The sequence below is a fragment of the Rhizobium sp. T1470 genome (genome assembly GCF_042140505.1).
Lineage (GTDB): Bacteria > Pseudomonadota > Alphaproteobacteria > Rhizobiales > Rhizobiaceae > Rhizobium > Rhizobium favelukesii.
Map to the genome: position 1 here is coordinate 744,404 of NZ_CP148092.1, position 26,993 is coordinate 771,396.

Below are 26,993 nucleotides of genomic sequence, written 5' to 3' on the forward strand. Positions count from 1 at the left end.
GCCTGATCGGCGTCATTTGTGGCTTTTGGCCGGTTGCCGGTTCGAATATAGAAAACCTATGAATATTGCGACCCCCATTCACGCCAAATCCGCCAAGTCGAACGTCAGGCTCGGTCACACCGCCTGTCCGCACGACTGTCCCTCCACCTGCGCGCTGGAGGTGGAAATCAACCAGGACGGTCGCATCGGTCGTGTGCGCGGCGCAAACGACCATAGCTACACCTCAGGCGTCATCTGCGCGAAGGTTGCACGCTATGCCGAGCGTCTCTATCATCCCGACCGGCTGATGCACCCACTGCGCCGAACGGGCGCCAAGGGGGCAGGGCAGTGGCAGCAGATCTCCTGGGACGATGCGCTGGACGAAATCGCCGAAGCGTTCGTCAAAGCCGAAGCCAGGGACGGCAGCGAGGCGATCTGGCCCTATTACTACGCCGGCACGATGGGCTGGGTGCAGCGCGACTCGATCGATCGCCTGCGTCACGCCAAGCGCTACTCGGGTTTCTTCTCGTCGATCTGCACCAATCCGGCCTGGACCGGCTTCACCATGGCGACGGGGACACTGCGCGGACCTGATCCCCGCGAGATGGGCCGCACCGATTGCGTCGTGATCTGGGGCACAAACGCAGTGTCCACGCAGGTCAACGTGATGACCCACGCCATCAAGTCCCGCAAGGAGCGCGGCGCCAAGATCGTTGCCATCGATATCTACGACAATCCGACGATGAAGCAGGCCGACATGGCGCTGATCGTCAAGCCGGGCACGGACGCGGCACTTGCCTGTGCGGCAATGCATGTCGCCTTCCGCGACGGCTACGCAGATCGCCACTACATGGCCAAATATGCCGACGATCCAGGCGGCCTGGAAACGCATCTGAAAACCAAGACGCCGGAATGGGCTGCCGCCATCACTGGTCTGTCCGTCGATGAGATCGAGGCCTTCGCACGGCTTTTAGGCACGACGAAGAAGACCTATTTCCGTCTTGGCTATGGCTTTACCCGCCAGCGCAACGGCGCGGTCGCCATGCACGCAGCCGCCTCCATCGCCACCGTCCTGGGCTCCTGGCAATATGAGGGCGGCGGGGCCTTCCATTCGAACAGCGATATCTTCCGCATGAACAATGCGGAATTGACTGGCAAGTCGATGATGGATGCCGATATCCGCATGATCGACCAGTCGCAGATCGGCCGTGCACTGACCGGCGATGCGGTGGCGCTGCGCCAGCGCGGACCCGTAACAGCCATGCTGATCCAGAACACCAACCCTGTGAACATCGCCCCCGAGCAGCGGCTGGTGAAGCGCGGCTTTGCCCGCGACGATCTCTTCGTCGCGGTGCACGAGCAGTTCATGACGGAAACGGCCGAGATGGCCGATATCGTCATCCCGGCGACGATGTTCGTCGAGCATGACGACATCTATCGCGCCGGCGGCCAGAACCACATCCTCCTCGGTCCCAAGTTGGTCGAGCCGCCGCCGAGCGTGCGAACGAACCTGTTCGTGATCGAGGAGTTGGCAAAGCGTCTCGGCGTCGACGACCGCCCCGGCTTTGGCTTCACCGCACGCGACATGGTCGATCGGGTTCTCGAAGCCAGCAACCTGCCAGGCTACGATCATTTCCTCGAGCACAAATGGTTCGATCGCCAGCCAGCTTTCGAGGACGCGCACTTCCTCAACGGCTTCGCACATCCGGATGGTAAATTCCATTTCCGGCCCGACTGGGTCAACGGTCCCGCACCGAACAAGCCGCCGGCTGCCGTTGGTGCGCTCGGCCCGCACGAGCAACTGCCGCCGTTCCCGGATCAGGTGGACGTCATCGAAGTGGCGGATGTCGAGCATCCGTTCCGCCTGGCGACGTCGCCGGCGCGCAACTTCCTGAATTCGAGCTTCTCCGAGACAAAGACTTCGCGCCAGAAGGAAGGACGACCGGAGCTGATGATGAATCCGGCTGACGCTGCCGCGGGCGCCATCGAGCATGGCGACCTGGTGCGGATCGGTAACAGCCGCGGCGACCTGCGCATCCACGTGCGCATCACCGACGAGGTTAAGCCGGGCGTACTGATCGCCGAAGGCCTCTGGCCGAATAAGGCGCATGTCGACGGCGAAGGCGTCAACGTGCTGACCGGAGCCGATCCTGTCGCGCCATATGGCGGTGCGGCGATTCACGACAACAAGGTCTGGCTTCGCAGGGATGCCGCATGACGAAGTTCGAAAAGGCAAAAGTCGAGATCGTCGACGAAAAGACGCTCTCGAACGGTTGGACACGCCTCAGCGGCTACCAGATCGACTACACGGATTCCGACGGCGAGACCCATAGGCTGAAGCGCGAGGTCTACCATCGCACGCCGGCAGCGACGATCCTGCTCTACGATCCCAAGCGGGGCACGGTCGTCCTGGTCCGGCAGTTCCGGCTGCCGGTCTACCTTCACGATGAGCCGGCGTGGATCATCGAGACGCCGGCGGGGCTGCTCGACGGCGACGAGCCAGAGACCGCGATTCGCCGGGAAGCCATGGAAGAGACCGGCTTCCGCGTCCGCGACGTGCGCTTTCTCTTCAAGGCTTACAGCTCGCCGGGCTCGAGCATGGAACTGCTGCATTTTTTCGCCGCATCGATCGATACGACCGATCGCGTATCGAACGGCGGTGGGCTTGCCGCGGAGCATGAGGATATCGAAGTTCTGCAAGTGCCGCTCGGCAAGGCGATAGCGATGGTCGAGCAGGGCGAGATCGCCGACGCAAAGACGATCATACTGCTGCAGTGGGCGATGTTAAACCGCGAGTTGTTGAGCTAAAGCGAAATCGGCCGCAAATGTTCCGCGTCGGCATCTAGCTTTGGCTTCGCGTCGATTGTTGCGGGTACAGCCTGTTTCAAAGCATGAGCAAGATAGGCGGCATCATAGCCTGACAATTGATGTTTTCTCGCGAGCCTAATGATTGTTTGGTGATCATCGTCGAACATTGTTCGCAGGGGCAAGCTTTCCAGGCGCACAAGACAGGCCAGAATATCCTCGCTGCCGATCCGGCGTTTGCGCTCTGCTACCAACAGAATATTGCGCATTTCATGCCAAAAGAGATCCGGCACAACGGCGTCATCGATCTCCAGGAGAGACAGCGCCGCTTCCGCCTCGACATTTTCCTCGTCCGGTAGCAGCCATGCAGCAGCGATGGACGCGTCGACGACAAACGGCATCAGCGCCGCCCTTCGAGGCGCCATCGCTGAATTTCCGCCGCGCTCGCCTTGGCGCGCTCGGCGCGCTCGATACGAAGGAGGCGGATGGCCTGGGCGCGCTCATTGCGGTCATCGATCTTGCTCGGCCGGCCACAGGAACGCTGCCGCGCGAAATCTCAATCTCCTGGCCGCCTCGACTTGGGTTAGGAGTTCCGACAGGCGCGTTTTCGCCTCTGCAACTTTAACTTTGATTGGCATTTTCTGATCCCTTAGACTTCGCAGGTTGGTTCTAGGTGTGAAGTTGGTCAACCACATGACCAACTTGTCTTTGCGTTCACACCGATGTCATGAATCAGCGCTATGCGCTCCGCCTGTCATAGTCACCCTCCCGGAGAAGACCCATGTGGCTCAGCAACTTTACTCTTGTCCTTCCAGACGAGATCGTCAGCCACGGCTCGGTGCGCGTCGAGGACGGTGTGATTGCCGAAGTTCGGCCGGAGCTGGTCGCCAACGCCGCTATCGATGGCGGCGGACGTCTGTTGATGCCGGGCTTTGTCGATCTTCACGGCGACATGGTGGAGCGCGAAATTGCGCCGCGCCCGAATGCGCCGATGCCGATCGATTTCAGCATTCATGAACTGGACAAGAAGCTTGCTGCGGCAGGCGTCACGACGGCCTTTGCGGCGGTCTCCTTCGCGACAGAGAGCGTTTATGGGCATGTCCGCTCGCTCGAGACCACCTCGGCCGTCATCGAGGGCATCAATCGGCTCAAGGACAACCTGCTGATCGATCACCGTGTTCATGCGCGCTACGAGATCACCAATCTCGGCGCCGCGCCGGCGCTGGAGAAGTTGCTCGATTCCAGTCATGTAGACATGGTTTCGCTGACCGACCACACGCCGGGGCAGGGGCAGTACAACAACATCGAAAGCTACATCTTGAGCATTGCCGAACGCCGCGCCATTTCCGAGGAGATGGCCGCCGAGATGGTCACGAAGCGCATCGAGATGCGCAGCAATCCGGACATCGAGATCAAGCTGAAGCAAGTCGTCGATCTTGCCTTGAGACACAAGCTGTCGCTCGCCTCCCACGATGACGACAGCGCCGAGAAGGTCGCGCAGATGCACGATCTCGGCGTCACGATCAGCGAATTTCCGGTGACGCTTCCTGCGGCTGAAGAGGCGCGTCGTCGTGGTCTATGGACGCTGATGGGTGCACCGAATGCCCTGCGCGGACAATCGATGTCCGGCAATCTCAGCGCACTGGACGCCGCAGCCGCCGGCTTGCTGACGGTTATCGCCGCCGATTACCATCCCGCCGCCTTCGTGCCTGGCATCTTCAAGATCGCCGATCGCACGAGCCTGCCCTATGCCGTCGCCATGGCGACGCGCAATGCGGCACGTTCGGCCGGTCTTCTGGATCGTGGCGAGATTACCGTCGGGCAGCAGGCGGATCTCGTGGTTGTCGAGGCTGGTGACGTGCACCGCATCCGCGCCACATTCCGCAGGGGCCGTTTCGTCTACAGCGATGGCACGCTGCACCAACCGCGGGCGCTTGCTGCCTGAGGCTCAGGCACCCTCGCCAATGAGCGAGATAACGCTGCTGCGTTCCGCCGGCGCTGTGGCAGCGTCGGTGCTGACGGCCTTGCCGCCTTCCATCTTCACCTTGCTCTCGGCCAAGAGCCGCAGCGCTTGCGGGTAGAGCTGGTGCTCGACGGTGAGCACGCGCGCTGCCAGGCTTTCGGCACTGTCGCCTGAAAGGATCGGCACGGCGGCCTGGCCGATAACCGGTCCCTCATCCATGCCTTCGGTGACGAAGTGCACGGTGCAGCCGGCGATCCGCATACCGGCATCGATTGCCCGCTGATGGGTATGCAGGCCGGGGAAGAGCGGAAGCAGCGACGGGTGGATGTTGATCATCCGGCCCTCGTAACGCTGGATGAATACGCCGCTCAGCAGCCGCATGTATCCGGCAAGGCAGAGGATGTCGGGAGACAGCCGATCGAGCGCGGCAAAGATCGCCTCCTCGTGCGCTTCCTTGCTGGCGTAGTCCTTGCGCACGAAGGCGAATGACGGGATGCCCTCGGCCGCCGCCTTGGCAAGCCCGCCGGCATCGGCCTTGTCGGAGATGACGCCGACGATTTCTGCCGGATAGTCGACAGCCTTGGCAGCGGCGACGAGCGCCATCATGTTGGAACCGCCGCCGGAGATGAAGACGACGGCGCGTTTGCGCGGCGTCGTCATATGGCGAGCGTACCCTGGTAGAGCGTGCCGGCCGCACCCTCGGCACGGGTGATCATGCGGCCCAGCTTCACGACCGTCTCGCCTTCGGCTTCGAGGGCGGCGACAACGGTTGCGACGTTCTCAGCCGAAACGACCGCGATCATGCCGATCCCGCAGTTGAAGGTGCGCAGCATTTCGTTGGCCTCGACGCCGCCTGTCTTGGCGAGCCAGGAGAAGACCGGCGGAACCTTGACGGCCGCCAGATCGATCTCGGCTGCGAGGTGCTTCGGCAGGACACGCGGGATATTCTCCGGGAAGCCGCCGCCTGTGATGTGCGCCAGTGCCTTGATGGCTTTCGTTTCGCGGATCGCCTTCAGGAGTGGCTTAACATAGATGCGCGTCGGCGTCAGCAGCGCTTCGCCGAGGCTCTTGTCGTCTGCGAACGGAGCCGGCGCATCGAAGGCGAGGCCCGATATCCCGACGATCTTGCGCACAAGCGAAAAACCGTTGGAGTGAACGCCCGAGGAAGCGAGGCCGAGGATCACGTCGCCTTCGGCAATGTCGCCGGAGGGCAGCAGTTGGCCGCGCTCGGCTGCGCCGACGGCAAAGCCTGCAAGATCGTAGTCGCCGGAAGAATACATGCCCGGCATTTCAGCCGTCTCGCCGCCGATCAGCGCGCAGCCTGCGTCGCGGCAGCCAGCAGCAATGCCTTCGACGATCGCCACGCCCTGGTCGGGGTCAAGCTTGCCCGTGGCAAAATAATCAAGGAAGAACAGCGGCTCGGCGCCCTGGACGACCAGATCGTTGACGCACATGGCGACGAGGTCGATGCCGACGGTGTCGTGATAATCGGCGTCGATCGCGATCTTCAGCTTGGTGCCGACGCCGTCATTGGCGGCAACGAGAACCGGATCCGTGAACCCTGCTGCCTTGAGGTCGAACAGGCCGCCGAAGCCGCCGATCTCGCCGTCTGCGCCCGGGCGGCGCGTCGAGCGCACGGCGGGCTTGATCTTCTCCACCAGAAGGTTTCCGGCATCGATGTCGACGCCTGCGTCGCTATAGGTCAGGCCGTTTTTTCCAGACTGGCTCATGCTGCTCTCCGATGGCTGTCTTCGGGCGGGAAATGTCACCGCCTCAATATGCGGGTCGCAATTGCATGACAGGGGCGTTTATGCAAGGGATTGCATGGAGAAAGCCCCAATTTCCCGCTCTTTTGACGCAGGTCATCTGGATTCTTAGCGGTGGGGTTGACCATTCTCTCACCCACATCCTATGTGCTCGAAGGTTGCATCGAGATGATGCTAAAAATCGAGACGGCAGATCAGCGGGGAATGTGATGCCACAGCAGATTAGCGGGGCAGGTCTGAAGCGCCAAGTCATCTTCTGGCTGGCCGTGCTCGCCTTCTTTATCACCTTCCTTTTTGTCTTCAGCTCGATCCTGCTGCCATTCCTCGCGGGGATGGCGCTGGCCTATTTCCTCGATCCCATTGCTGACAGATTGGAGCGCCTCGGTCTTAGCCGCTTGATGGCAACGATCGTCATCTTGATCGCCTTCATCGTCGTCATCGTCCTGGCCTTGATGATCCTGATACCGGTTTTGGCGAGCCAGTTCAGCGATTTTGCCGGTCGCCTGCCGGGCTACATCGATCAGTTGCAGACATTCGTTACAAAGTCGCAGAATTCCCTCATGCCGGACTGGCTGAGGAACCAACTTGGCACGATCAAGAGCAATTTCTCTGAAATCCTCTCACAAGGATTCGGGCTACTGACAGGGCTTTTCGGTCAGGTCTGGAGCTCCGGCCTTGCCGTCGTCAACGTGATCTCGCTGATGATCGTCACGCCCGTTGTGGCGTTCTACATGCTGCTTGATTGGGACCGCATGATCGCCAAGGTCGATCAGTACATTCCGCGCGACTACGTGGCCAATGTCCACCAGATCATGCGCGAAATCGATCAGGCCATTGCCGGCTTCATCCGGGGGCAGGGTTCGCTCTGCCTCATCTTGGGCATCTGGTATGCCGTTGGCCTGTCGCTGGTCGGCTTGAACTTCGGTCTGCTGATCGGTCTGTTCGCGGGCATGATAAGCTTCATTCCCTATGTGGGCTCGCTGGTGGGTCTCGTTCTTGCCGTCGGCGTTGCCATCGTCCAGTTCTGGCCCGACTACATCTGGGTCGGCGCGGTGCTCGCCGTCTTCTTCAGCGGTCAGTTCATGGAGGGCAACATCCTGCAGCCGAAGCTGGTGGGACACAGCGTCGGGCTGCATCCTGTTTGGTTGATGTTTGCGCTCTTTGCCTTCGGCGCGTTGTTCGGCTTTGTTGGTCTGCTGGTTGCCGTGCCGGCGGCTGCCGCGGTCGGCGTGCTTGTCCGTTTTGCGCTTTCACGCTACCTTGAGAGCGATCTCTATGCCGGCGGGTCGAAGAATGGCCAGGTCGGCAAGACAAAAGCTGACCCCAAATGACTGATGTGAAAAACGCTGGTCCAAGGCGCAATGCCGTCGAACAGCTTCCCTTGGCATTTTCGCACGATGCTGCAACGGGGCGTGACGACCTGTTGATCTCCGCACGGCTCGCAGCGGCCGTGTCGATCGTCGATGCCTGGCCGCATTGGCCTTCGCGCGTCGTCATCCTCGCCGGGCCTGTCGGCTCCGGAAAATCGCATCTGGCGAACATCTGGAAAGATCATAGCGGCGCCGTCGCAATCTATCCGAAGGCGGGCGCCAACGCGGCGGTCGATGCCGCCAATGGTCCGGTGCTGTTCGAGGATGTCGACCGGCGTGGCTTCGACGACAACGAACTTTTCCATGTGATCAACAGCGTGCGGGAAAACGGTCACAGTCTTCTGATGACAAGCCGCCTATGGCCGATGTCCTGGCCGGTAGAACTGCCGGATCTGCGCTCGCGCCTGAAGGCGGCGACGGTCGTCGAGATCGGCGAGCCGGACGAGGAACTGCTGTCAAAGGTCATTGTGAAGCTGTTTGCAGACCGCCAGATTTATATTGATGACAAACTGGTGCTCTATATCGTTAATCGGATGGAACGGTCGCTGAATGCGGCCCAGACGATCGTTGACAGGCTGGACCGGCTTGCCCTCTCTCGGGGCACGAAGCTTACCCGAACTCTTGCCGCTGAAGTATTGAATGAATTGGGTAATTCTGAACCGTCAGATTGACTGTCACAGATCCGTCGTGAAACTGATATAATTCGCTTGGCGAATGAAACGGGACAATCAGACCATGGATAGCGCAGTCGCGGAGCATCACGAACCTACTCCGGAAACCAAGGAGACTGTGCCATCGCTGGAAGAACTGCTCGCCAGCCCCGAGCGCTTCATCAACCGCGAGTTCTCATGGTTGCAGTTCAATCGCCGTGTTCTCGAGGAAACGCTGAACACCGAGCATCCGCTGCTTGAGCGAGTCCGTTTCCTGTCGATCTCTGCGGCAAACCTCGACGAATTCTTCATGGTGCGCGTTGCCGGGCTTGAGGGGCAGGTGCGCCAGAACATCGTTGTGCGCACGCCCGACGGCAAGACGCCTGCCGAGCAACTCGACGCCATCCTCCAGGAGATCGACAATCTGCAGATGGAGCAGCAGGCATCGCTTGCCGTTCTCCAGCAGTATCTCGCCAAGGAAGATATCCTGATCGTCCGTCCCGGGGCACTGAGCGAGCCCGATCGCGCGTGGCTGGCGACGGAATTCGAACAAGCGATCTTCCCGGTGTTGACGCCGCTGTCGATCGACCCGGCGCACCCGTTCCCCTTCATTCCGAACCTCGGCTTCTCGATCGGTCTGCAGCTCGTCAGCAAGAACGGCCGCGATCCGATGACGGCGCTGCTGCGCCTGCCGCCGGCGCTCGACCGCTTCGTGCGCCTGCCGGACGATCGCAACACGATCCGCTACATCACCCTTGAGGATGTTACCAACGTCTTCATTCACCGCCTCTATCCCGGCTACGAGGTGCAGGGCTCAGGTACGTTCCGGATCATCCGCGACAGCGATATCGAAGTCGAGGAAGAAGCCGAAGACCTCGTGCGCTTTTTCGAAACCGCGCTGAAGCGCCGCCGCCGCGGATCGGTGATTCGCATCGAGACCGATTCCGAGATGCCGGCGTCGTTGCGCCAGTTCGTCGTTCAGGCCCTCAGCGTTCCGGAAAATCGAGTCGCGGTCCTGCCAGGCCTGCTGGCGTTGAACACGCTATCCGAAATCACCAAGGCGCCGCGTGAGGATCTTCGATTTCCGTCCTACAATGCGCGATTTCCCGAACGTGTCCGAGAGCACGCCGGCGACTGCTTCGCTGCCATCCGCGAAAAGGACATGGTGGTTCACCATCCCTACGAATCGTTCGACGTGGTGGTCCAGTTTCTGCTCCAGGCTGCACGTGATCCTGACGTCCTGGCGATAAAACAGACCCTCTACCGCACGTCGAACGACAGCCCGATCGTCCGTGCGCTGATCGACGCGGCCGAATCCGGCAAGTCCGTTACGGCCTTGGTGGAGCTGAAAGCCCGCTTTGACGAAGAGGCCAATATCCGCTGGGCGCGCGACCTGGAGCGCGCTGGCGTACAGGTCGTCTTCGGCTTCATCGAGTTGAAAACACACGCCAAGATGTCGCTGGTCGTCCGCCGCGAAGAGGGTAAGCTTCGCAGCTACTGCCATCTCGGCACCGGTAACTATCATCCGGTCACCGCGAAGATCTATACCGACCTGTCGTTCTTCACCTGCAATCCGGTGATCGCGCACGACATGGCAAATATCTTCAACTTCATCACTGGCTACGGCGAGCCGGAAGAGAGCATGAAACTGGCGGTTTCTCCGTACACGCTGCGTTCGCGCATCGTTCGCCACATCGAGGAAGAAATCAAGCACGCCAAGAACGGCGCGCCGGCGGCGATCTGGATGAAGATGAATTCGCTCGTCGACCCCGAGATCATCGACGCGCTTTACACGGCAAGCCGCGCCGGCGTCGAGATTGATCTTGTCATTCGAGGCATCTGCTGCCTGCGCCCACAAGTGCCCGGCCTGTCGGAAAATATCCGGGTGAAGTCGATCGTCGGACGCTTCCTGGAGCACAGCCGCATCTTCTGCTTCGGCAATGGTCACGGGCTGCCATCCGACAAGGCGCTGGTTTATATCGGCTCGGCGGACATGATGCCGCGCAACCTCGATCGCCGTGTCGAAACGCTCGTCCCACTGACCAATCCGACGGTTCACGAGCAGGTTCTCTCACAGATTATGCTCGGCAATATCATTGACAATCAGCAAAGCTACGAGATATTGCCCGACGGTACGTCCAGGCGCATGGAAGTGCGCAAGGGCGAAGAGCCGTTCAACGCGCAGCAGTATTTCATGACCAACCCCAGCCTGTCCGGCCGTGGCGAAGCCTTGAAATCCAGTGCGCCCAAGCTGATCGCCGGCCTGCTTTCCGGCCGAAACAACAAGTAATATTGGACCTGCATGGTTGAATCAGAAGCCCAGGGGCGCCTTCCAGGGATAGCCCCGGTCTCCGTGGTCGATATCGGGTCGAACTCGATCCGTGTGGTCATCTATGAAGGCATGTCCCGCTCGCCGACGATCCTTTTCAACGAAAAGGTGCTCTGTGGTCTCGGCCGAGGAATCGCACTGACCGGCAAGATGGATGAGGCGAGCGTCGGGCGGGCACTGGCTGCCTTGCATCGGTTCAAGGCATTATCCGATCAGGCGCGCGCTGCCACCATGTTCGTGCTGGCGACTGCGGCTGCCCGCGAAGCATCGAACGGACCGGATTTTATCCACAAAGCGGAAACAATCCTTCAGCGTAAGGTCCGCGTTCTTTCCGGTGAAGAAGAGGCGAAGTTCTCCGCCCTCGGCATTGTCAGCGGCTTCTATGAGCCGGACGGTATTGCTGGAGACCTGGGCGGCGGTTCACTCGAACTCATTGACATCAAGGGCAAGGAAATCGGCAAGGGGGTCACCTTGCCGCTCGGTGGCCTTCGCCTGTCGGAATATGCAGGCGGCTCGCTGGAGAAGGCCCGAACCTTTGCTCGCAAGCATGTGAGAACAAGTTCCAAACTGCTGGCGAAGGGAAATGGGCGCACCTTCTATGCGGTCGGGGGCACTTGGCGAAATATTGCCAAACTGCATATGGAGATGACGCAGTATCCGCTGCACATGATGCAGGGCTACGAGGTTTCGCTCGAGGCGATGATTCAATTCCTCGATCAGGTGGAGATTGCCAAGGACTCGAAGGATCCTGCGTGGATGGCGGTCTCCAAGCATCGCCGCGCGCTGCTTCCGTTCGGTGCGGTTGCCATGAAGGAAGTCCTGAGCGCGATGAAGCCCTCTGTTATCTCGTTCTCGGGGCAGGGCGTGCGCGAAGGCTACCTCTATTCATTGCTTTCCGAGAGCGAGCGCCGCAGCGATCCGCTGCTGGCCGCGGCTGGCGAACTCGCCATTTTGCGCGCGCGTTCGCCGGAACACGCCAGAGAGCTGGCGGACTGGACAGGCCGCATGATGCCCTATTTCGGCATCGCCGAGACGGAGGAGGAGGCGCGCTATCGCCAGGCGGCGTGCCTGCTTGCCGACATCAGCTGGCGCGCGCATCCCGATTACCGTGGCCTGCAGGCGCTGAACATCATTGCTCACTCGTCCTTTGTCGGCATCAGCCACCCCGGCCGCGCCTTCATTGCGCTGACGAACTACTACAGGTTCGAAGGGCCGTATGACGACGGTGCGACGGGTCCTCTCGCCACCATCGCCACGCCGCGATTTATCGAGCGCGCCAAGCTGCTCGGCGGCATGCTGCGTGTCGTCTATCTCTTTTCGGCATCCATGCCCGGCGTCGTGCGCAATCTCACCTTCCAGAAATCGTCCAAACCCGATCTTGACTTGGAGTTCGTGGTTCCGGCGGAATATCACGACTTTGCCGGCGAGCGCCTCGAAGGCCGCTTGCAACAGCTTTCCAAGCTGACCAACAAGCGCTTGGCCTTCCGCTTCGAATAGCGTTCGGTTCCTAACAAGCCCAGTGCTGCCGCCGTCATCTGTGCAGCTCACGGGAACTGTGGCATAACTGAGCCATGGCGATACATGTCTTGGCGGTCCATCGCGACACAGTCGGGACGGAACAGGCGGCGGGCAATTCGCTTGCCGCCGCCTATTCCGTGGGGGTTGTCTGCTGGCTGCTGTCAGCCGGCGTCTATATCGCCGCGAAATGGGTCTCTTCCGAGATGCCGCCCTGGGCGCTCTGCTTCTGGCGAGTGCTGATCGCCTGGGCGATCCTGATGCCGATCGTGCGTCGGCATTTCGGCGATATGGTCGCCCTGGTGCGGGCTCGCCCCCTCGAACTGCTTGCCATCGGCGGCATGGGACTCGCGATCTGCCAGGGCATGATCTTTGTCGGCCTCGAGCATGCCGACGCCACCACCGCCGGCATTATCATCGCCCTGATCCCGATCATCACCATGATCCTTGCCCGTTTGATTCTGGCTGAGTCGATGGGAGGCTGGCAGGTAATCGGATCGATCTTGGCCTTTCTCGGGATCGTGGTCATCATCCTCAAGGGCAGCCCGGCCGCGCTGATGCGTCTCGACTTCAATCCCGGCGAACTGTGGATCGTCGCCGGCGCATTTTGTTTCAGCGTCTATACCGTCCTGCTCCGCCGGGCGAAATTCGATGTGAATCGTCTTGCACTCCTGGTGCTGCTTCTCGGCGCGGCGGTGCTGACGGCGCTGCCCTTCTATCTCTTTGAGCTTCTCTCTGACGAACGCTCGACGCTCAACAGCAGCGGGCTCGTCGCGCTCGCCTACGTCGCGATCCCCGGCGGAGCGGTTATGTATTACCTCTTCAATCGGAGCATCGAGGCTCTGGGCGCGGCGCGGGCGGGCGTGCTCCTCTACATCCAGACGATCTTCATAGCTGTGCTCGCCTATCTGATCCTCGGCGAGCAGTTGCAACCCTATCACCTCGAAGGTGCCGCGCTCATCGTCGCCGGCCTGCTTCTCATCATCCTGCTGAAGCCCAAGGCCAAGGCGGAGGCGGCAACGGCCGAAGAGTCCGTTTGAGAACGTCAGTGGCTGATACGTCGCAGCGGAAGACCGCCCATGGCGAGTGATCATGGCTCCTGACACGTCGATTCGGGCCTCGTGGTTGCGGACAAGGCGCCGCCATCGTGTCATCCAGCCGAAGGTCGGCCGACGACCGGGCGTCGCGGCAACCATTAAACCCAGGCTGCCTTCGATGCGTCGGACGACTTCGATGACGAAATCAAGATAGGCGGCCTTGTCCAGGAGCTTGCCCGTGCCAGATATCGGATGCCATTCGACACCTCGCGCAAATCAACGCCCCGGCGACAGCCGGTCTTCCGGGGCTTTGGCAGACGCCGTTCAACTTGCTATTCCTCGTCTGTCAGATCCGTGGGGTAACGGCGGGTCTTCTTCTCGATGGCGGCCATCCGGGCCCGATCCGCTGCTGTCACATCAGAAGCTTGAATCATGGACCGCCTCAAACCGCCGCCCCGTGTTCTAACGGTCTCTTGGGCTGCTGACAGCAGCTTTCACGGGCGACAGGCTTGACGACCTAATCGTGCCTCACGAGAACGCGGCCGACCGTGGACGGAGCGGCGGGTCGGGTTCGGACGCGCTCGCTGACGGTGGTCACTCTTTGCCGTTCGTCTTCGTATTGCGTTCAGTTGAGTTCTTGGGCTAGTCCGATGAGAAGCCCTTCAGGCCCACGGATGTAGCAGAGCCGATACGCGTCTTTATACTGGACTACTTCGCCTACGAGCTGCGCGCCGCGCGCGCGGAGCCTTTCAAGCGTCTCGTCGATGTCGTCCACGGCGAACATGGCGCGGAGGTAGCCTAGGGCGTTGACCGGGGCGTTCCGGTGATCTGCGACGACAGGCGGCGTGAGGAAGCGGGAGAGCTCGAGCCGGCTGTGGCCGTCCGGTGTGCGCATCATGGCAATCTCGACACGCTGATCGCAAAGTCCAGTGACACGTCCGGCCCATTCTCCTTCGATCGTGGCCCGCCCTTCGAGCTCGAGGCCGAGTTCGCGAAAGAAATCAATCGTCCCTCCGAGGTCTTCGACGACGATTCCTACGTTGTCCATCCGTTTGAGCGCCATGTTTCCAATCTCCAATGTGTCGGTCAATCTACAAGGTGTTCGCCTCGTCTAACAAAGGACGGTTGAGGTGCCCCAACACCGACAGCCATCCCAATTCGCTGTTTTTTTACATCAGAAGCTTGAATATGGACCGCCTCAAACCGCCACCCCGTTTTCAAACGGTCTCTAGGGGCGAGGGTGATCGAGGCCGATGGCAGTCGAACCGCACTCCACGAAACGGCTCCTGACATTTGCTTATCCAGCAAAAAGCCCCGCTCGTGCGAACGGGGCCTTCCTTTTGAAAAGTGCAGACTTACTTCGCGTTCAGGAGTTCGCTGACCTCAAGTAAGCTGAATTCGTTGTTGTCGTTGCCGACGACGATGTGCGTGGCATCGACGCGGTCGACATTCTCGATTGTTACGAACGGCATGTCGTAGTTGCCATCCTTGCTGCCGGCCTTCTTCTTGTTGTCAGGATCCTGGATGTTCAGCAGGTCGATGTAGCCGATCTTGCGAACTGATTTGCCGACGTTGGCGTCGTTGAACTCGATCTTGTAGATGCGCTTGAGTTCGGCCGGGGCCTCGAAGCAATCCGGCTTCGGCTGCTTGGGATCGGCGCAGGCCTTGTCCTTCGTGCCGGCGCCGTTGTCGCGTTCGATGACGAGTGCGGTGATGTCGTCGAGCATGTTGAAGTCGCCGATCGAAACACCCTTTTCCTCGAACGGATAGAACCAGGTGCGGCCCGTCCAGTTCTTGGATGCGGTGTCAAACTCGATGACGCGGATGGCGGTATGGCCGTCAACCGATTCCATCTTGCCGTCGTCCTGGTAGATTGCGCCTTCGAGAAGGCCGTAGAGCTTGCTGCGATCCTTCGACATGGCAACACCTTCGAAGCCACCCGAGCGCTTCAGGTTGAAGACCGGCGCCTTAGCGGTCGGGTTTGCCTGGACGGAAAGAACCGGATTATCGGGGGACATGACCGGCTTGCCGTCGACCGTGGTCGAGATGACGTCGGTCAGGCGGCCTTCAGTATCGAACTTAAGGAGGTAGGGTCCGAATTCTTCGCCGATCCAGAAACCGTCTGCGACAGGCTGCACGGCTTCGATGTCGAAATCCGCGCCAGTGAGATAGCGCTTCTCGGCGCCTTCAAGTACGATCGGGAAAGGTGCCTTCTTGTCGGGGTCGGAAAGGAAGAGGTTCTTGACGACCTCAACCTTGCCGGTTTGCCAATCGAACTTCACCTGGTGCAGGAAGAGCATCGCGTCGCTGGAGTTCGCCTTCGAGCCGAAGCCGTTGTCGGAGAGCGTCCAGAACGTGCCGTCAGGCATGGTCTTGATGCCGGAGAAGCCCTGGATCGGCTGACCGTCGAAGGGAAGCTTCAGATCGGTGACGCGAACCCCGTCCTTGCCGGGAACGCTGCCGAGCGCCTCGGTGCGCTTGCGCTCAGCGGTGGTGAATTTGCCGGAATGCTTGAGGAATTCCGGCGTATCGTCCGGAGCCGCGACGAGCGTGTTGGCCGGCAGAATGGCTTGGCCTGCGAGCTTGGCTGGAAATTCCTGCTGGTCGGCTGCAGCCGGGCAGGCGATCAAAAGAACAAATGAAACGGAAGCAAGAAGAGTATTTTTCATCGAAACCCCCAAGGATTGGAATGCGGGTCTCGATTAGCAAGGCTTTCATGTCGGCGCGTTGACGCTTGCGTGAAGCTTTGGTGACGCTTTGCGGTTGTCTGCCTTGGCGAGCGCGATGACGCCGAGGGTTTGGCCGCGGCCTTTGACGGCGTGGCTTCCAAGATCCTCCGCCGATACCGCCTCCGGCATCTTGATCCGCTGCGCGAGGTCGGATGAGATGAGAACCGATCGGTTCAACGTCTTGCAGAGCGATTCTAGCCGGGACGCAGTGTTCACCGTGTCACCGAAATAGGTGATCTTGTGATGGTCGACGCCGATTTCGGCCGTGATCACGGTGCCTCCGTGCAAAGCGGCGCGCAGGCGGGGGACCTGGCCATATGTCTTCAACCAGCTCTCGGCGTCCGCCTCTATCTCGCTGATGATATCGAAGATGCAGTTCACGCATCGCGCGAATTTGATCCCGCGCTCCAACGGCCAGCTGATGATCGCGGCGTCTCCGACATAGTCATCGATAGTGCCTTTGTATTTCCGCACCGGCTCGGCGAAGGCAGCAAACAGCGAGCTCAGCATCTGCTGTGCCCGAAGGTCACCATGCTTCTCGGCAAAGGCCGTCGAATCCACGAGGTCGATGAACAGGAAGACGCGTTCCTCGCTGATTGGCTTCCGGTATCGGCTGAACAGCATGCTCATGAAGATGTCGCGGCCCAGCAATTCGCGGATGCGCAGCACGAAGATAATGAGCGCGCACACGGCGAGTGCATAGAGGAAGGCATCGAAAGGCAGAACGACAGCCTCCACCCATGATGCAGGATGAATAGCGCCGAGCCACCACATGGCGAGGCCAGCAATCGCAAATCCGACGCTCATCAGAATTTCGTAGACGAAGATCTCGGCGAGAAAGAACGTCACCGTCGGCAATGCCTGCATGCGCCGGTAAAGGCCGCGCAGGATCACCTTTCGTTCGAAGGCAATGATCGGCATGCCGATGAACAGCGCAAAGGTTGCTCCGACGACGGGATGCCCTCCATAGAACCGCATGTCATAGAGAACGCCACTCGCGGCTATGACAAGCGCAATCAACAGCCAGTTCTGGACTGGAGATATTTCCCTCATGTAGTCCTTTTCGCGGTGCCGCGTCGTCGCGGATACCTAGGGCATATAGGAAACGTCGGGTGTTTCCGAAAGGCACGCTCGGTTGGTTTCCTTGATCGAATCGATCTGGAAATGACTATGAGCGCAAAAAAGTCCGCTTGATGGCGCCTAGAGCGCCACCGCCTCCACCCTCTTGCCGACGAAGCGAAGAGCGACCTGGCCCTGGATGAGCTGCAGCGCCGGCTCGCCGAAAAGCTCCCGCCGCCAGCCATGGAGCGCCGCGACCTCGGCGTTCTCGCCTTCCGCCGCGATCTTGTCGAGATCCTCGCTGTTGGCGATCACCTTCGGTGCGACGCCGTGTTTTTCCGAGATCAGCTTCAACAGGACCTTCAGCAGTTCGGCGGCGGCTGCTGCGCCTTCGGGCGGCTGCGTCTGTCGTGGTGCATGCGGCATCTCGGCCTTCGGCAATGCAAGCGCTGCATTGACGGCTTCGACGACCGCGCCACCGGTGGCGGATCGCTCCCAACCCTTCGGGATCGTGCGCAGGCGACCGAGCGCCTCAGCGTCCTTCGGCTGCTGCTGGGCGATTTCGTAGATCGCGTCGTCCTTCAGCACCCGCGACCGAGGGACGTTGCGCGAGCGGGCCTCGCGCTCGCGCCAGGCAGCGACATACTTCAGGATGGCAAGCTCCTGCGGCTTGCGCAGGCGCATTTTCAGCCGCTGCCAGGCATCGTCCGGATGCATGTCGTAGGTCTCGCGGGCCTCGAGGATATCCATCTCCTCCCGAAGCCAGGACGAGCGACCTTCCCGTTCCAGCTCGGCTTTGAGATAGAGGTAGACGTCGCGCAGATGCGTCACGTCGGCAAGAGCGTAGTCCAACTGCTTTTCCGAAAGCGGCCGGCGGCTCCAGTCGGTGAAGCGCGAGGATTTGTCGATCTGAACGCCCTTGGTGCGGCTGACGAGCTGGTCATAGGAGACGGAGTCTCCGAAACCGCAAACCATCGCAGCAACCTGCGTGTCGAAGATCGGATGCGGGATGAGACCGCCGCGGTTGTAGATGATCTCGATATCCTGGCGCGCGGCATGGAAGACCTTCAGCACGGCAGGATTGGCCATCAACTCGAAGAACGGCGTGAGGTCGAGACCCTTCGCCAACGGATCGACCAGCACTTCCGTCGTCGGGCTTGCCATCTGGATTAAGCAGAGTTCCGGCCAGAACGTGGTCTCTCGGAGAAACTCGGTGTCGATGGTAATGAATTCTGACTTGGCCAGCTCTTTGCAGGCCGCCTCCAAATCGGCGGTTGTTTCGATCATCTCAATTCATTCGCAGGATAGACATAGTTGAACCTTCCTTCTCCTTTCGGCCGGATATGTCAACTAGTACCGCGCCACAGAGATTATGACGGGTTGGGTTATCGTAGAATGGGCAAGTCTTCTGGTGGGATGAGAAGTTGGATGCTGCGTGCTGCGCCTGGCACGCGGGATATAAATCCTGCCTTCTCGAGGGTCAGCACCATCTGGTGAACAGACGGAGCCGTAACGGCGAAGTGGCGACGCATGTCGGCTTCGGCCGGAGGCTGTTTGAAGATGCGGCTGTAGGCGTAGATGAAGGCCAGGTACTGGCCTTGGACTTGCGTAAGGCCATGTCTTGCCGTTGCGGCTTGCGGGTCAAGTGAGGGACTCATTTTCGGATTCATCTGCGTCTCCGCGCTGAAGGAGGTGTCGATGAATATAAAGTTTCACGTAGAGCTTAGCCAATCGGAACGTGATCAACTGGCCGTTTTGTTGAGCGGGGGACGCCATGCGTCGCGCAAGATCAAGCGCGCCCAGATCCTGGTGGCGGCGGACGAAGGCTTCAGCGACGAGGTGATCGCGGCAACCTTGAACGTCAGCGGATCGACGATTTACCGGACCAAGCGCCGGTTTGTGGAAGCCAATCTGGAAGGCGCGCTCAGTGAAGAACCGCGCCCGGGTGTTGAGCGCAAGCTATCGAGCAAGGAGGAGGCGCTGTTGGTGGCGACCGCCTGCTCAAAGCCGCCGCCCGGGCGAGCCCGCTGGACCCTGGAGCTTCTGGCCGATGAGATGGTCCGACTCACCGATCATGACGAGTTGTCCTCGGAGACCGTACGTCGCCGGCTGGCTGAGAATCATCTCAAACCTTGGCGCAAAGACATGTGGTGCATCCCAAAGCTCGATGGGGAATACGTCGCGCGCATGGAGGATGTTCTCGACCTCTACGCAGAGACGCCTGATCCACAAAGGCCCGTGGTCTGCTTCGACGAGAGCCCGACCCAACTCATCGGCGAAGTGCGCGAGCCCATTGCGGCCAAGCCTGGCCAGCTTGAACGCTACGACTGCGAGTATCGCCGAAACGGCACGGTCAATCTGTTTGTCTTCATGGACGCCCACCAGCCCTGGCGCAGGGTGAAGGTCACCGATCGGCGAACCAACCAAGACTTCGCCCAGTGCATGCGCGAACTGGTCGACGTCGATTATCCCGACGCCCCGATCATCCGCGTGGTGATGGACAACCTCTCCACCCATTCCGCCGGGGCGCTTTACGACGCATTTCCAGCCCCGGAGGCTCGAAGGGTGCTGAAGCGACTGGAGTTCCACCACACGCCCAAGCACGCCAGTTGGCTCAACATGGTCGAGATCGAGATCGGTGTCCTGCGCAGCCAATGCCTCGACCGTCGTATCGACAATAAAGACACCATAATCGCCGAAGTCGCAGCCTGGGAGCAGCAACGCAACGCTAATGGCGCAAAGATCCAATGGATGTTCACAACCGAAAAAGCCCGCCAAAAGCTCCGCAAAGCTTACCCCGTCAAAGAGTCATAATCTCTGTGGCGCGGCACTAGTACCGCGCCACAGAGATTATGACGGGTTGGGTTATCGTAGAATGGGCAAGTCTTCTGGTGGGATGAGAAGTTGGATGCTGCGTGCTGCGCCTGGCACGCGGGATATAAATCCTGCCTTCTCGAGGGTCAGCACCATCTGGTGAACAGACGGAGCCGTAACGGCGAAGTGGCGACGCATGTCGGCTTCGGCCGGAGGCTGTTTGAAGATGCGGCTGTAGGCGTAGATGAAGGCCAGGTACTGGCCTTGGACTTGCGTAAGGCCATGTCTTGCCGTTGCGGCTTGCGGGTCAAGTGAGGGACTCATTTTCGGATTCATCTGCGTCTCCGCGCTGAAGGAGGTGTCGATGAATATAAAGTTTCACGTAGAGCTTAGCCAATCGGAACGTGATCAACTGGCCGTTTTGTTGAGCGGGGGACGCCATGCGTCGCGCAAGATCAAGCGCGCCCAGATCCTGGTGGCGGCGGACGAAGGCTTCAGCGACGAGGTGATCGCGGCAACCTTGAACGTCAGCGGATCGACGATTTACCGGACCAAGCGCCGGTTTGTGGAAGCCAATCTGGAAGGCGCGCTCAGTGAAGAACCGCGCCCGGGTGTTGAGCGCAAGCTATCGAGCAAGGAGGAGGCGCTGTTGGTGGCGACCGCCTGCTCAAAGCCGCCGCCCGGGCGAGCCCGCTGGACCCTGGAGCTTCTGGCCGATGAGATGGTCCGACTCACCGATCATGACGAGTTGTCCTCGGAGACCGTACGTCGCCGGCTGGCTGAGAATCATCTCAAACCTTGGCGCAAAGACATGTGGTGCATCCCAAAGCTCGATGGGGAATACGTCGCGCGCATGGAGGATGTTCTCGACCTCTACGCAGAGACGCCTGATCCACAAAGGCCCGTGGTCTGCTTCGACGAGAGCCCGACCCAACTCATCGGCGAAGTGCGCGAGCCCATTGCGGCCAAGCCTGGCCAGCTTGAACGCTACGACTGCGAGTATCGCCGAAACGGCACGGTCAATCTGTTTGTCTTCATGGACGCCCACCAGCCCTGGCGCAGGGTGAAGGTCACCGATCGGCGAACCAACCAAGACTTCGCCCAGTGCATGCGCGAACTGGTCGACGTCGATTATCCCGACGCCCCGATCATCCGCGTGGTGATGGACAACCTCTCCACCCATTCCGCCGGGGCGCTTTACGACGCATTTCCAGCCCCGGAGGCTCGAAGGGTGCTGAAGCGACTGGAGTTCCACCACACGCCCAAGCACGCCAGTTGGCTCAACATGGTCGAGATCGAGATCGGTGTCCTGCGCAGCCAATGCCTCGACCGTCGTATCGACAATAAAGACACCATAATCGCCGAAGTCGCAGCCTGGGAGCAGCAACGCAACGCTAATGGCGCAAAGATCCAATGGATGTTCACAACCGAAAAAGCCCGCCAAAAGCTCCGCAAAGCTTACCCCGTCAAAGAGTCATAATCTCTGTGGCGCGGCACTAGCGGTGGCCCACATCCGGCCCCCGTGAGCCTCGATGATCGAGCGGCAAATCGCCAGGCCCATACCCATGCCGCTGGATTTGGTTGTGTAGAAAGCCTCGAAAAGACGATCCGCTGTCTGCGGGTCAAGACCTGGACCCTTGTCGCGCACCCCGACGACAACGGTTCCTGAGGCCTCTGCCTCGGTGCTGATCAAAAGTTCGCGCTCTTCCTCATTGATGCCGCTCATCGCCTCGATTGCGTTCATGATCAGGTTTAGGATCACCTGTTGTAGCTGGACGCGATCCCCTTTGACCAAGGGCAGGCCCGTCGCGAATTCTGTCTGCAGCGCGACGCCTTGTCGGAGGACTTCACTGCCGGTCAGGGCGATCACGTGACGAATGGCTTCATTGAGGTCGAACCGCTCCTTGCGGGGCGGCTCCTTCTTGATCAAGGCACGGATCCGGCCGATGACATCGCTGGCGCGCTTGGCGTTCTCGACGATCCGGTCCAGCGCCTGCGTCACCTCCTCCAGATTGGGCGGATGGGTGCCGAGCCAGCGCAACGCCGCCTGAGCGTTGGTGAGCGATGCGGCGAGCGGCTGGTTGACTTCATGGGCGATGGAGGCTGTGAGCTGGCCCATTGTGGCGACGCGATTTGCGTGGGCCAGTTGCCCCTGCGCCTGGCGCAGGGCTTCCTCGCTCTTCCGTAATCCCTCTTCGGCCTGTCGCCGCTCCGTCAGATCGAGGACGAAAGAGACACCTTCGTTGCTGCTTTCTTCTAGCAATGCACCGCCGATCAGCACGGGCAGACGGGTGCCATCTTTCCGAAAGTACTCCTTCTCGAACGGTTGGACCGCCCCCATCATCTTCAGCTCCGCGACGGTACGTGCGTCGCGGTCGCGCCATTCGTCCGGCGTCAGGTCCGTCCAGGATAGCCGACCCGAGGCAAGCTCCTCTCTGTCGTATCCCACCATGCGGAGGAACGCGTCATTGGCTTCAAGAATACGACCTTCGATATCCCAGATGACGATGCCGATGATGTTGGCCTTGACGAGGCGACTGATCTTGGCTTCGCGTTCGGCGAGATCGCGGTACAACCGGGTATTCTCCAGTGAGATTGCTGCCTGCGAGGCGAGCAGCTTCAGCACCGCGATCCGGGCTGGCGCGAAGACTCGAGGGGCGAGGGTGTTTTCAAGGTAGAGTACCCCGGTCAGTTGGCCCTGATTGAGCAACGGCGCACAGACAATTGAACGAGCATGGTGCTGACAAACATATGGGTCCGCAGCAAATGGATTCTGAACCGCTGCGTCGTCGAGGACCACGGTTTCGTTCGTGCGCAACACGTAACGAAGGAGTGATTGTGGCAGCGTGAACTCCGTGACGATCTCGTCGAGCATCTGCACTGCGACCTTTTCACCGCAAGTCGTGGCGGCCGCCGCGATCCGTGACTCGCCGCCACGCGGCAGGATCAAAAGGCCGCGCTCGGCGCCCGCCTGCTCAACGGCGGTGCGCAAGACCGTGTCGATCAGCTTTTGAAGGACAATCTCGCCCGACACGGCCTGCGAGATTTTGATTACGGTCGCCAGATCGAGTTGCTCGACCGGCGCGCCCATGGTGCTTGTTGGAGCGGGCGGGCGTTCTTCCCCTCTGAGGTCAGGATAGAGCTGGTCGAGTTGCCTCACCTTGCCGTCGGCACCCCAGCGTAGATAGCAGCCTCGCGCGTTGCGGAGATAGAGACGAGCGAAGTCGTCGAAGCCTCCCTGCGCATAAAACCGGGCGGCGAGTTCATATGCGAGGGCTTCCTGATGAAGGAAACCGTTGGCGCGCGCTGAGCGGATCGCTTGTTCGTATAGGCGCACGGCGTCGATTTCGCGGCCTTCGAGACGTGCTATCTCCGCGCCGACAAGTGCGGCGCGGTTCTCGAAGTTCTCCGGGCAATTCTCCGCGTAGATCTGAAGCTGTCGGTGGTGGAAAACCAGGGCCTCCTTATGCCGCGCCCGCTGGTCCTCCCCCTCATAGCCGCAGCACGCGGCGCGAGCCAGGGCGCCGTAGAAATGATGCTCCGGCGTTTCTTCGAAATGCGCCACCGATGTCCAGGGCAGCCGCTGGGCCCTCAACGACGCATCGACGGCCGCCTCATAGTCGCCCGCGAAGTATCGGGCCTGGAGTTTTCTGACGAAGTAGCAGGTTTCCGCAAGATTCGGATTTTCGAGAAACCGGCGTTCGGTCTCAAGTTCGTCAAATCCGTCGTCGTCAAAGGACCCAAATTTCCGGGTCAACCCGCGCAATGTCCGGACGAGCCATAGCTGCGCGCTGGCGAGATCTACGACGAACTGGAACCGCACCTTCTGCGCAAATGCGAGCCCAGTCTCCGCCTGGCGTTGCACTTCCAAAAGTGGATCTCCCGCTGCCAGCATGTTCGAATTCAAACTGACATAGCTGTATCCTGCAAAGGTGAGGTCGCCGCTCTGGTTGGCAATTTCAAGCGCTCGCCGCAAGATGTCCCGACCGGTCCGGACATGTCTTCTCCACGGCAGGACGTGAGCCCCGAAATCTTTGTAAGTCCTCGCCTGAAAACGCTTCAGGTCGTGTGTTTCCACCATCTGGCAGCCTAGCTGACCGAAGCGGAACCCGGCCTCGTAGTCCCCGAACCGCGGCCCGGCAATATAGCCGAGCGATACATAATGGTAGCATGAGCCGTCGCTGTTGCCTCGCTCCAGGCTCAGGTTCACGGCCAGGCATATTGCCATGCATGCCAAATTCGCATCCGTATGCCATACCGCCCCGACGAGCCGCGTGAGAATATCCAATGTCGCGGAGGACGCCGGGTCGCTCATCAGTGGGAGTTCGATGAGCGTGTCGATCGCGCGACTCCCAAGCTGCGACCAGATCCGGTCGTATTCTCGATGCACCTCCGCGTCGTCCGGATGCGGCGACCAGTCGACGCCGAGATACTGCCTCAGGTAGTCGAGACCGACGTCTGCGGAGCGGCTGGTCTGCCCGAGCGCAGCATAGAGATCGATGCGCAGGCAGGCGACAGCAGCCTGGTCGTCGGAACAGACAGCACGACTGGAAAGCTGGGCTAACCGACCCTCCGCATCCGGCAGCGCGCCAAGGAGGAACTCGCATTCGGCCCGGTTCAGCTCAAGCGCGAACGCCAGTTGGTGCTGTCGCTCCCAGCGGTCTCCCGAAAGCATCATGGTGCCAGCAACGAAATAGTTCAGAGCGGAAGCGTAACCCGTCGAGGCCTTGGCGCGCTTGCCGGCCAGCAGATTGAACTCTGCCAGTTGCTCGCGCTCCTCAGCCGAGGTGATCAGTGCGGCTCCGCGATTGAGCTGGCTGACAATCTCGAAGACATGATCGTCAATCCGCTCCCGCGTAGTGTTCGCCGCAAGCAGCCTCCCTATGCGAAGGTGCAACTCGCCGCGTCGGTCCTCCTGAATTAGCGAATAGGCGGCTTCTTGAACGCGATCGTGGACGAAGCGGTACGCGCCTGGCAGACGCTCGAGCAGTTCGTGATCGACGGCAGGCCATAAGGCCCCGGCGACCTGCTTCTCCGGAATCCCGAGCACGAGTGAAAGCACCCTGGTATCTGCGATGTTTCCAAGACAGGCGAACTGCTGCAACGCCTCCCGCGTATCGGGCGGCTGGCGCGCAAGCTTGCCGACCATGAGGTGCACGACGTTGTCGGTGTATCCCTTGGCGTGAATGCGCTCGAGATTCCAGGACCAGCATGCCGCGTCATGGTCGAACGCGAGCATTCCCTCGTCGGCGAGCGAAAACAGGAACTGACGGACGAAGAACGGATTGCCGCCGGTCTTGTCGTGCATCATTCGTGCGAGCGGGGCTGCTCGATCGAGCTGACATTGGAACGCATCCGCAACCAACTGCTGGAGACAGTCCTTCGTGAGCGGCGCAAGCGTGATCTCCGCGACCTTGCCGCCCGCGGTCTTGATCACGTCAAGCGTCCGCATCAGCGGATGGGCGGCCGGGACTTCATTGTCGCGATAGGCGCCGATCAGCATGAGCTGCTGCAGATCCGACCGGGTCAGCAGATCTTCAAGCAGATCGAGCGTCGCAGCATCGAGCCATTGGAGATCGTCGAGGAACAGCACCAGTGGATGTTCGGGCCGGGCAAAGACACTGATGAACCGCCGGAATACCAGTTGGAACCGTCGTTGCGCGTCCAGTAGCGGAAGTTCCGGGACCGGCGGCTGGTCGCCGATGACGAGCTTCAATTCGGGGACGAGATCGACCATCAGCTTTGCGTTCGGTCCCAGCGTCGCGCTCAGCGCCGCGCGCCACGGTGCCAAGTCCGCCTCGCTCTTCGCCAGGAGTCCCTTGAACAGGCCCTGAAAGGCCTGTGCCAAGGTCGCATAGGGGATGTCCTGTTTGTACTGGTCGAATTTGCCGGACGCGAACAGCCCGCGCGGGGGCACCAGTACCTTGCGGAGTTCGTTGACCACCGCCGACTTTCCGATGCCGGAATAGCCTGAGACCAAAACCAACTCCGGGGCCCCGCCCAACACCACGCGGTCGAAGGCTGCGAGCAAGGTCTCGACCTCGTGCTCCCGCCCATATAGCTTTTCGGGGATCAGCAGCCGGTCTGCGATATCGCGCTCGCCGAGCGGGAATGCCTCAATCCGTGATTCCCTTTCCCATTGACGGAGGCAGCGTCTCAGATCGTGCTCGACGCCGCCCGCCGTCTGGTATCGTTCCTCGGCCGTCTTGGCCAGCAGCTTCATGACGATGGCCGAGACTGTCTGCGATACATCCGCCGCCCGCTGACTGGGCGGCATCGGCTGTCGTGCAATGTGGCAATGCACCCATTCCATCGGGTCGGAAGCGGCAAAGGGCAGGCTGCCGGTCAGCATTTCGTAAAGTGTCACGCCGAGCGCATAAAGGTCGCTGCGGGAGTCGATCGAGCGGTTCATGCGCCCGGTCTGCTCAGGGGCCATGTAGGCAAGCGTTCCCGCGACCACTTCGGGCGGCTCGAGCGCCTGCCGCTCGCGGGAGAGACGTGAGGCGATGCCGAAGCCGGTCAGCCGCACCTCGGCGCCCTTGTCCTTCACCAGGATGTTGGCGGGTTTGATGTCCTTGTGGACCAGGCCGCGCTGGTGGACGCTGCCGAGCGCAGCGGCGATGCCGATCGCAAGGCGCAAGAAAAGTCCCGTTTCCATTGCCGTTCCGAGCCGACGGGCGAGCGGCTCGCTGCCCGGATCTTCAAGCACCAGCATAGTCCGGCTTCCGTCGCGCACCAACTCAAGCGGTCGCACCGCCCACGCGCTATCGAGCTCATCCTTCAATCCGTATTCATGGTCGAGGCGACCGAGGCTTGAAGGTGTCGGATACTCAAGGGCCGAAAGCACGACCAGTACCGGGTTCCACTTGCCGTCGGCACCTCGGCGCCGTTGCCGGTGGAACACGCGATCACCGTCCTCCCAAAGAACCTCCAAACCCTCATCTCCACCAAGTGTTACCTACCGACTAGGTCATCAC

20 protein-coding genes and 1 pseudogene are annotated in these 26,993 nt (G+C 60.6%); 10 read left to right on the plus strand and 11 right to left on the minus strand.

What is annotated here, in order from left to right; translation table 11 throughout:
* Window positions 1–58 precede the first annotated feature (58 nt).
* The gene (locus tag WGT02_RS24770) at window positions 59–2,197 is read left to right on the plus strand and encodes a molybdopterin-dependent oxidoreductase (protein ID WP_208247195.1); all 2,139 of its coding nucleotides are present in this window, start codon (window positions 59–61) and stop codon (window positions 2,195–2,197) included.
* Window positions 2,194–2,787, plus strand: a complete 594-nt coding sequence (locus WGT02_RS24775) for an NUDIX domain-containing protein (RefSeq protein WP_024318602.1) — start codon at window positions 2,194–2,196, stop codon at window positions 2,785–2,787. Before WGT02_RS24770 ends, WGT02_RS24775 begins: the two co-directional genes overlap by 4 nt.
* Here the strand turns inward: WGT02_RS24775 and WGT02_RS24780 are convergent.
* The gene (locus WGT02_RS24780) at window positions 2,784–3,185 is read right to left on the minus strand and encodes a type II toxin-antitoxin system VapC family toxin (RefSeq protein ID WP_024318601.1); all 402 of its coding nucleotides are present in this window, start codon (window positions 3,183–3,185) and stop codon (window positions 2,784–2,786) included. The two genes, WGT02_RS24775 and WGT02_RS24780, sit on opposite strands and share 4 nt — an antisense overlap.
* Window positions 3,186–3,565: 380 nt before the next feature.
* Between WGT02_RS24780 and WGT02_RS24785 the strand changes: the two genes are divergently transcribed.
* Window positions 3,566–4,729 carry an alpha-D-ribose 1-methylphosphonate 5-triphosphate diphosphatase gene (locus tag WGT02_RS24785; protein WP_208247198.1) on the plus strand — a complete coding sequence of 388 codons (1,164 nt, stop codon included), beginning with the start codon at window positions 3,566–3,568 and terminating at the stop codon, window positions 4,727–4,729.
* Window positions 4,730–4,732: 3 nt separating this feature from the next.
* On the opposite strand, the gene purN is transcribed toward WGT02_RS24785, so the two are convergent.
* Entirely contained in the window at window positions 4,733–5,407 is a 675-nt protein-coding gene (purN, locus tag WGT02_RS24790; protein ID WP_208247200.1) for a phosphoribosylglycinamide formyltransferase, read from the minus strand.
* Window positions 5,404–6,477 (minus strand): phosphoribosylformylglycinamidine cyclo-ligase, encoded by a 1,074-nt coding sequence (gene purM / locus WGT02_RS24795; RefSeq protein ID WP_208247202.1) that lies wholly within the window; start codon window positions 6,475–6,477, stop codon window positions 5,404–5,406. The genes purN and purM overlap by 4 nt, the downstream gene beginning before the upstream one ends.
* Before the next feature lie 245 nt (window positions 6,478–6,722).
* Here purM and WGT02_RS24800 point away from each other — a divergent pair, with 245 nt between their 5' ends.
* The 5 genes from WGT02_RS24800 (at window position 6,723) to WGT02_RS24820 (ending at window position 13,417) form a co-directional block, all read left to right on the plus strand.
* Window positions 6,723–7,844, plus strand: coding sequence for an AI-2E family transporter (locus WGT02_RS24800; RefSeq protein ID WP_208247204.1), 1,122 nt, complete (start codon window positions 6,723–6,725; stop codon window positions 7,842–7,844).
* Window positions 7,841–8,554: a DnaA regulatory inactivator HdaA gene (gene hdaA, locus WGT02_RS24805; RefSeq protein WP_024318596.1), complete on the plus strand. Its 714-nt coding sequence runs from the start codon at window positions 7,841–7,843 to the stop codon at window positions 8,552–8,554. Before WGT02_RS24800 ends, hdaA begins: the two co-directional genes overlap by 4 nt.
* 64 nt (window positions 8,555–8,618) lie before the next feature.
* Entirely contained in the window at window positions 8,619–10,823 is a 2,205-nt protein-coding gene (locus WGT02_RS24810) for an RNA degradosome polyphosphate kinase (RefSeq protein WP_024318595.1), read from the plus strand.
* 12 nt (window positions 10,824–10,835) lie between these two features.
* Window positions 10,836–12,359: an exopolyphosphatase gene (gene ppx, locus WGT02_RS24815; protein ID WP_024318594.1), complete on the plus strand. Its 1,524-nt coding sequence runs from the start codon at window positions 10,836–10,838 to the stop codon at window positions 12,357–12,359.
* 74 nt (window positions 12,360–12,433) lie between these two features.
* A complete protein-coding gene (locus tag WGT02_RS24820) occupies window positions 12,434–13,417 on the plus strand; it encodes a DMT family transporter (RefSeq protein WP_024316628.1) in 984 nt (327 codons plus the stop codon).
* Between the two features lie 5 nt (window positions 13,418–13,422).
* On the opposite strand, the pseudogene WGT02_RS24825 reads toward WGT02_RS24820, so the two are convergent.
* The 6 genes and pseudogenes from WGT02_RS24825 to WGT02_RS24850 all read right to left on the minus strand — a co-directional run.
* A pseudogene (locus WGT02_RS24825) lies at window positions 13,423–13,648 on the minus strand (IS5/IS1182 family transposase); the annotation flags it as partial.
* A 391-nt stretch (window positions 13,649–14,039) separates the two neighbouring features.
* On the minus strand, window positions 14,040–14,477 hold the full coding sequence (locus WGT02_RS24830; protein WP_024316627.1) for a VOC family protein: 438 nt from the start codon (window positions 14,475–14,477) through the stop codon (window positions 14,040–14,042).
* 292 nt (window positions 14,478–14,769) lie between these two features.
* Window positions 14,770–16,083, minus strand: coding sequence for an esterase-like activity of phytase family protein (locus tag WGT02_RS24835; RefSeq protein WP_208247207.1), 1,314 nt, complete (start codon window positions 16,081–16,083; stop codon window positions 14,770–14,772).
* 45 nt (window positions 16,084–16,128) lie between these two features.
* A complete protein-coding gene (locus tag WGT02_RS24840; protein WP_024316625.1) occupies window positions 16,129–17,196 on the minus strand; it encodes an adenylate/guanylate cyclase domain-containing protein in 1,068 nt (355 codons plus the stop codon).
* 147 nt (window positions 17,197–17,343) lie between these two features.
* Window positions 17,344–18,489: a ribonuclease D gene (gene rnd, locus WGT02_RS24845; RefSeq protein WP_208247209.1), complete on the minus strand. Its 1,146-nt coding sequence runs from the start codon at window positions 18,487–18,489 to the stop codon at window positions 17,344–17,346.
* Window positions 18,490–18,587: 98 nt separating this feature from the next.
* Window positions 18,588–18,872 carry a LexA family transcriptional regulator gene (locus WGT02_RS24850; RefSeq protein WP_225039569.1) on the minus strand — a complete coding sequence of 95 codons (285 nt, stop codon included), beginning with the start codon at window positions 18,870–18,872 and terminating at the stop codon, window positions 18,588–18,590.
* Between the two features lie 28 nt (window positions 18,873–18,900).
* Here WGT02_RS24850 and WGT02_RS24855 point away from each other — a divergent pair, with 28 nt between their 5' ends.
* The gene (locus WGT02_RS24855; RefSeq protein WP_208245192.1) at window positions 18,901–20,016 is read left to right on the plus strand and encodes an IS630 family transposase; all 1,116 of its coding nucleotides are present in this window, start codon (window positions 18,901–18,903) and stop codon (window positions 20,014–20,016) included.
* 51 nt (window positions 20,017–20,067) lie between these two features.
* Here the strand turns inward: WGT02_RS24855 and WGT02_RS24860 are convergent, their stop codons facing one another.
* Window positions 20,068–20,352, minus strand: a complete 285-nt coding sequence (locus WGT02_RS24860) for a LexA family transcriptional regulator (RefSeq protein ID WP_225039569.1) — start codon at window positions 20,350–20,352, stop codon at window positions 20,068–20,070.
* A 28-nt stretch (window positions 20,353–20,380) separates the two neighbouring features.
* Between WGT02_RS24860 and WGT02_RS24865 the strand changes: the two genes are divergently transcribed.
* Window positions 20,381–21,496: an IS630 family transposase gene (locus WGT02_RS24865; RefSeq protein WP_208245192.1), complete on the plus strand. Its 1,116-nt coding sequence runs from the start codon at window positions 20,381–20,383 to the stop codon at window positions 21,494–21,496.
* On the opposite strand, the gene WGT02_RS24870 is transcribed toward WGT02_RS24865, so the two are convergent.
* Window positions 21,491–26,950, minus strand: coding sequence for a trifunctional serine/threonine-protein kinase/ATP-binding protein/sensor histidine kinase (locus WGT02_RS24870; RefSeq protein ID WP_208247211.1), 5,460 nt, complete (start codon window positions 26,948–26,950; stop codon window positions 21,491–21,493). The two genes, WGT02_RS24865 and WGT02_RS24870, sit on opposite strands and share 6 nt — an antisense overlap.
* Between the last annotated feature and the right edge of the window lie 43 nt (window positions 26,951–26,993).

What these genes read in the sequence shown, in the direction of transcription:
- rnd (WP_208247209.1), bottom strand. Translation starts at nt 18,489, where the DNA reads ATGATCGAAACAACCGCCGATTTGGAGGCGGCCTGCAAAGAGCTGGCC.
- WGT02_RS24835 (WP_208247207.1), bottom strand. Translation starts at nt 16,083, where the DNA reads ATGAAAAATACTCTTCTTGCTTCCGTTTCATTTGTTCTTTTGATCGCC.
- ppx (WP_024318594.1), top strand. Translation starts at nt 10,836, where the DNA reads ATGGTTGAATCAGAAGCCCAGGGGCGCCTTCCAGGGATAGCCCCGGTC.
- WGT02_RS24785 (WP_208247198.1), top strand. Translation starts at nt 3,566, where the DNA reads ATGTGGCTCAGCAACTTTACTCTTGTCCTTCCAGACGAGATCGTCAGC.
- hdaA (WP_024318596.1), top strand. Translation starts at nt 7,841, where the DNA reads ATGACTGATGTGAAAAACGCTGGTCCAAGGCGCAATGCCGTCGAACAG.
- WGT02_RS24775 (WP_024318602.1), top strand. Translation starts at nt 2,194, where the DNA reads ATGACGAAGTTCGAAAAGGCAAAAGTCGAGATCGTCGACGAAAAGACG.
- WGT02_RS24810 (WP_024318595.1), top strand. Translation starts at nt 8,619, where the DNA reads ATGGATAGCGCAGTCGCGGAGCATCACGAACCTACTCCGGAAACCAAG.
- WGT02_RS24860 (WP_225039569.1), bottom strand. Translation starts at nt 20,352, where the DNA reads ATGAATCCGAAAATGAGTCCCTCACTTGACCCGCAAGCCGCAACGGCA.
- WGT02_RS24840 (WP_024316625.1), bottom strand. Translation starts at nt 17,196, where the DNA reads ATGAGGGAAATATCTCCAGTCCAGAACTGGCTGTTGATTGCGCTTGTC.
- WGT02_RS24820 (WP_024316628.1), top strand. Translation starts at nt 12,434, where the DNA reads ATGGCGATACATGTCTTGGCGGTCCATCGCGACACAGTCGGGACGGAA.
- WGT02_RS24850 (WP_225039569.1), bottom strand. Translation starts at nt 18,872, where the DNA reads ATGAATCCGAAAATGAGTCCCTCACTTGACCCGCAAGCCGCAACGGCA.
- purM (WP_208247202.1), bottom strand. Translation starts at nt 6,477, where the DNA reads ATGAGCCAGTCTGGAAAAAACGGCCTGACCTATAGCGACGCAGGCGTC.
- purN (WP_208247200.1), bottom strand. Translation starts at nt 5,407, where the DNA reads ATGACGACGCCGCGCAAACGCGCCGTCGTCTTCATCTCCGGCGGCGGT.
- WGT02_RS24770 (WP_208247195.1), top strand. Translation starts at nt 59, where the DNA reads ATGAATATTGCGACCCCCATTCACGCCAAATCCGCCAAGTCGAACGTC.
- WGT02_RS24800 (WP_208247204.1), top strand. Translation starts at nt 6,723, where the DNA reads ATGCCACAGCAGATTAGCGGGGCAGGTCTGAAGCGCCAAGTCATCTTC.
- WGT02_RS24830 (WP_024316627.1), bottom strand. Translation starts at nt 14,477, where the DNA reads ATGGCGCTCAAACGGATGGACAACGTAGGAATCGTCGTCGAAGACCTC.
- WGT02_RS24780 (WP_024318601.1), bottom strand. Translation starts at nt 3,185, where the DNA reads ATGCCGTTTGTCGTCGACGCGTCCATCGCTGCTGCATGGCTGCTACCG.
- WGT02_RS24865 (WP_208245192.1), top strand. Translation starts at nt 20,381, where the DNA reads ATGAATATAAAGTTTCACGTAGAGCTTAGCCAATCGGAACGTGATCAA.
- WGT02_RS24855 (WP_208245192.1), top strand. Translation starts at nt 18,901, where the DNA reads ATGAATATAAAGTTTCACGTAGAGCTTAGCCAATCGGAACGTGATCAA.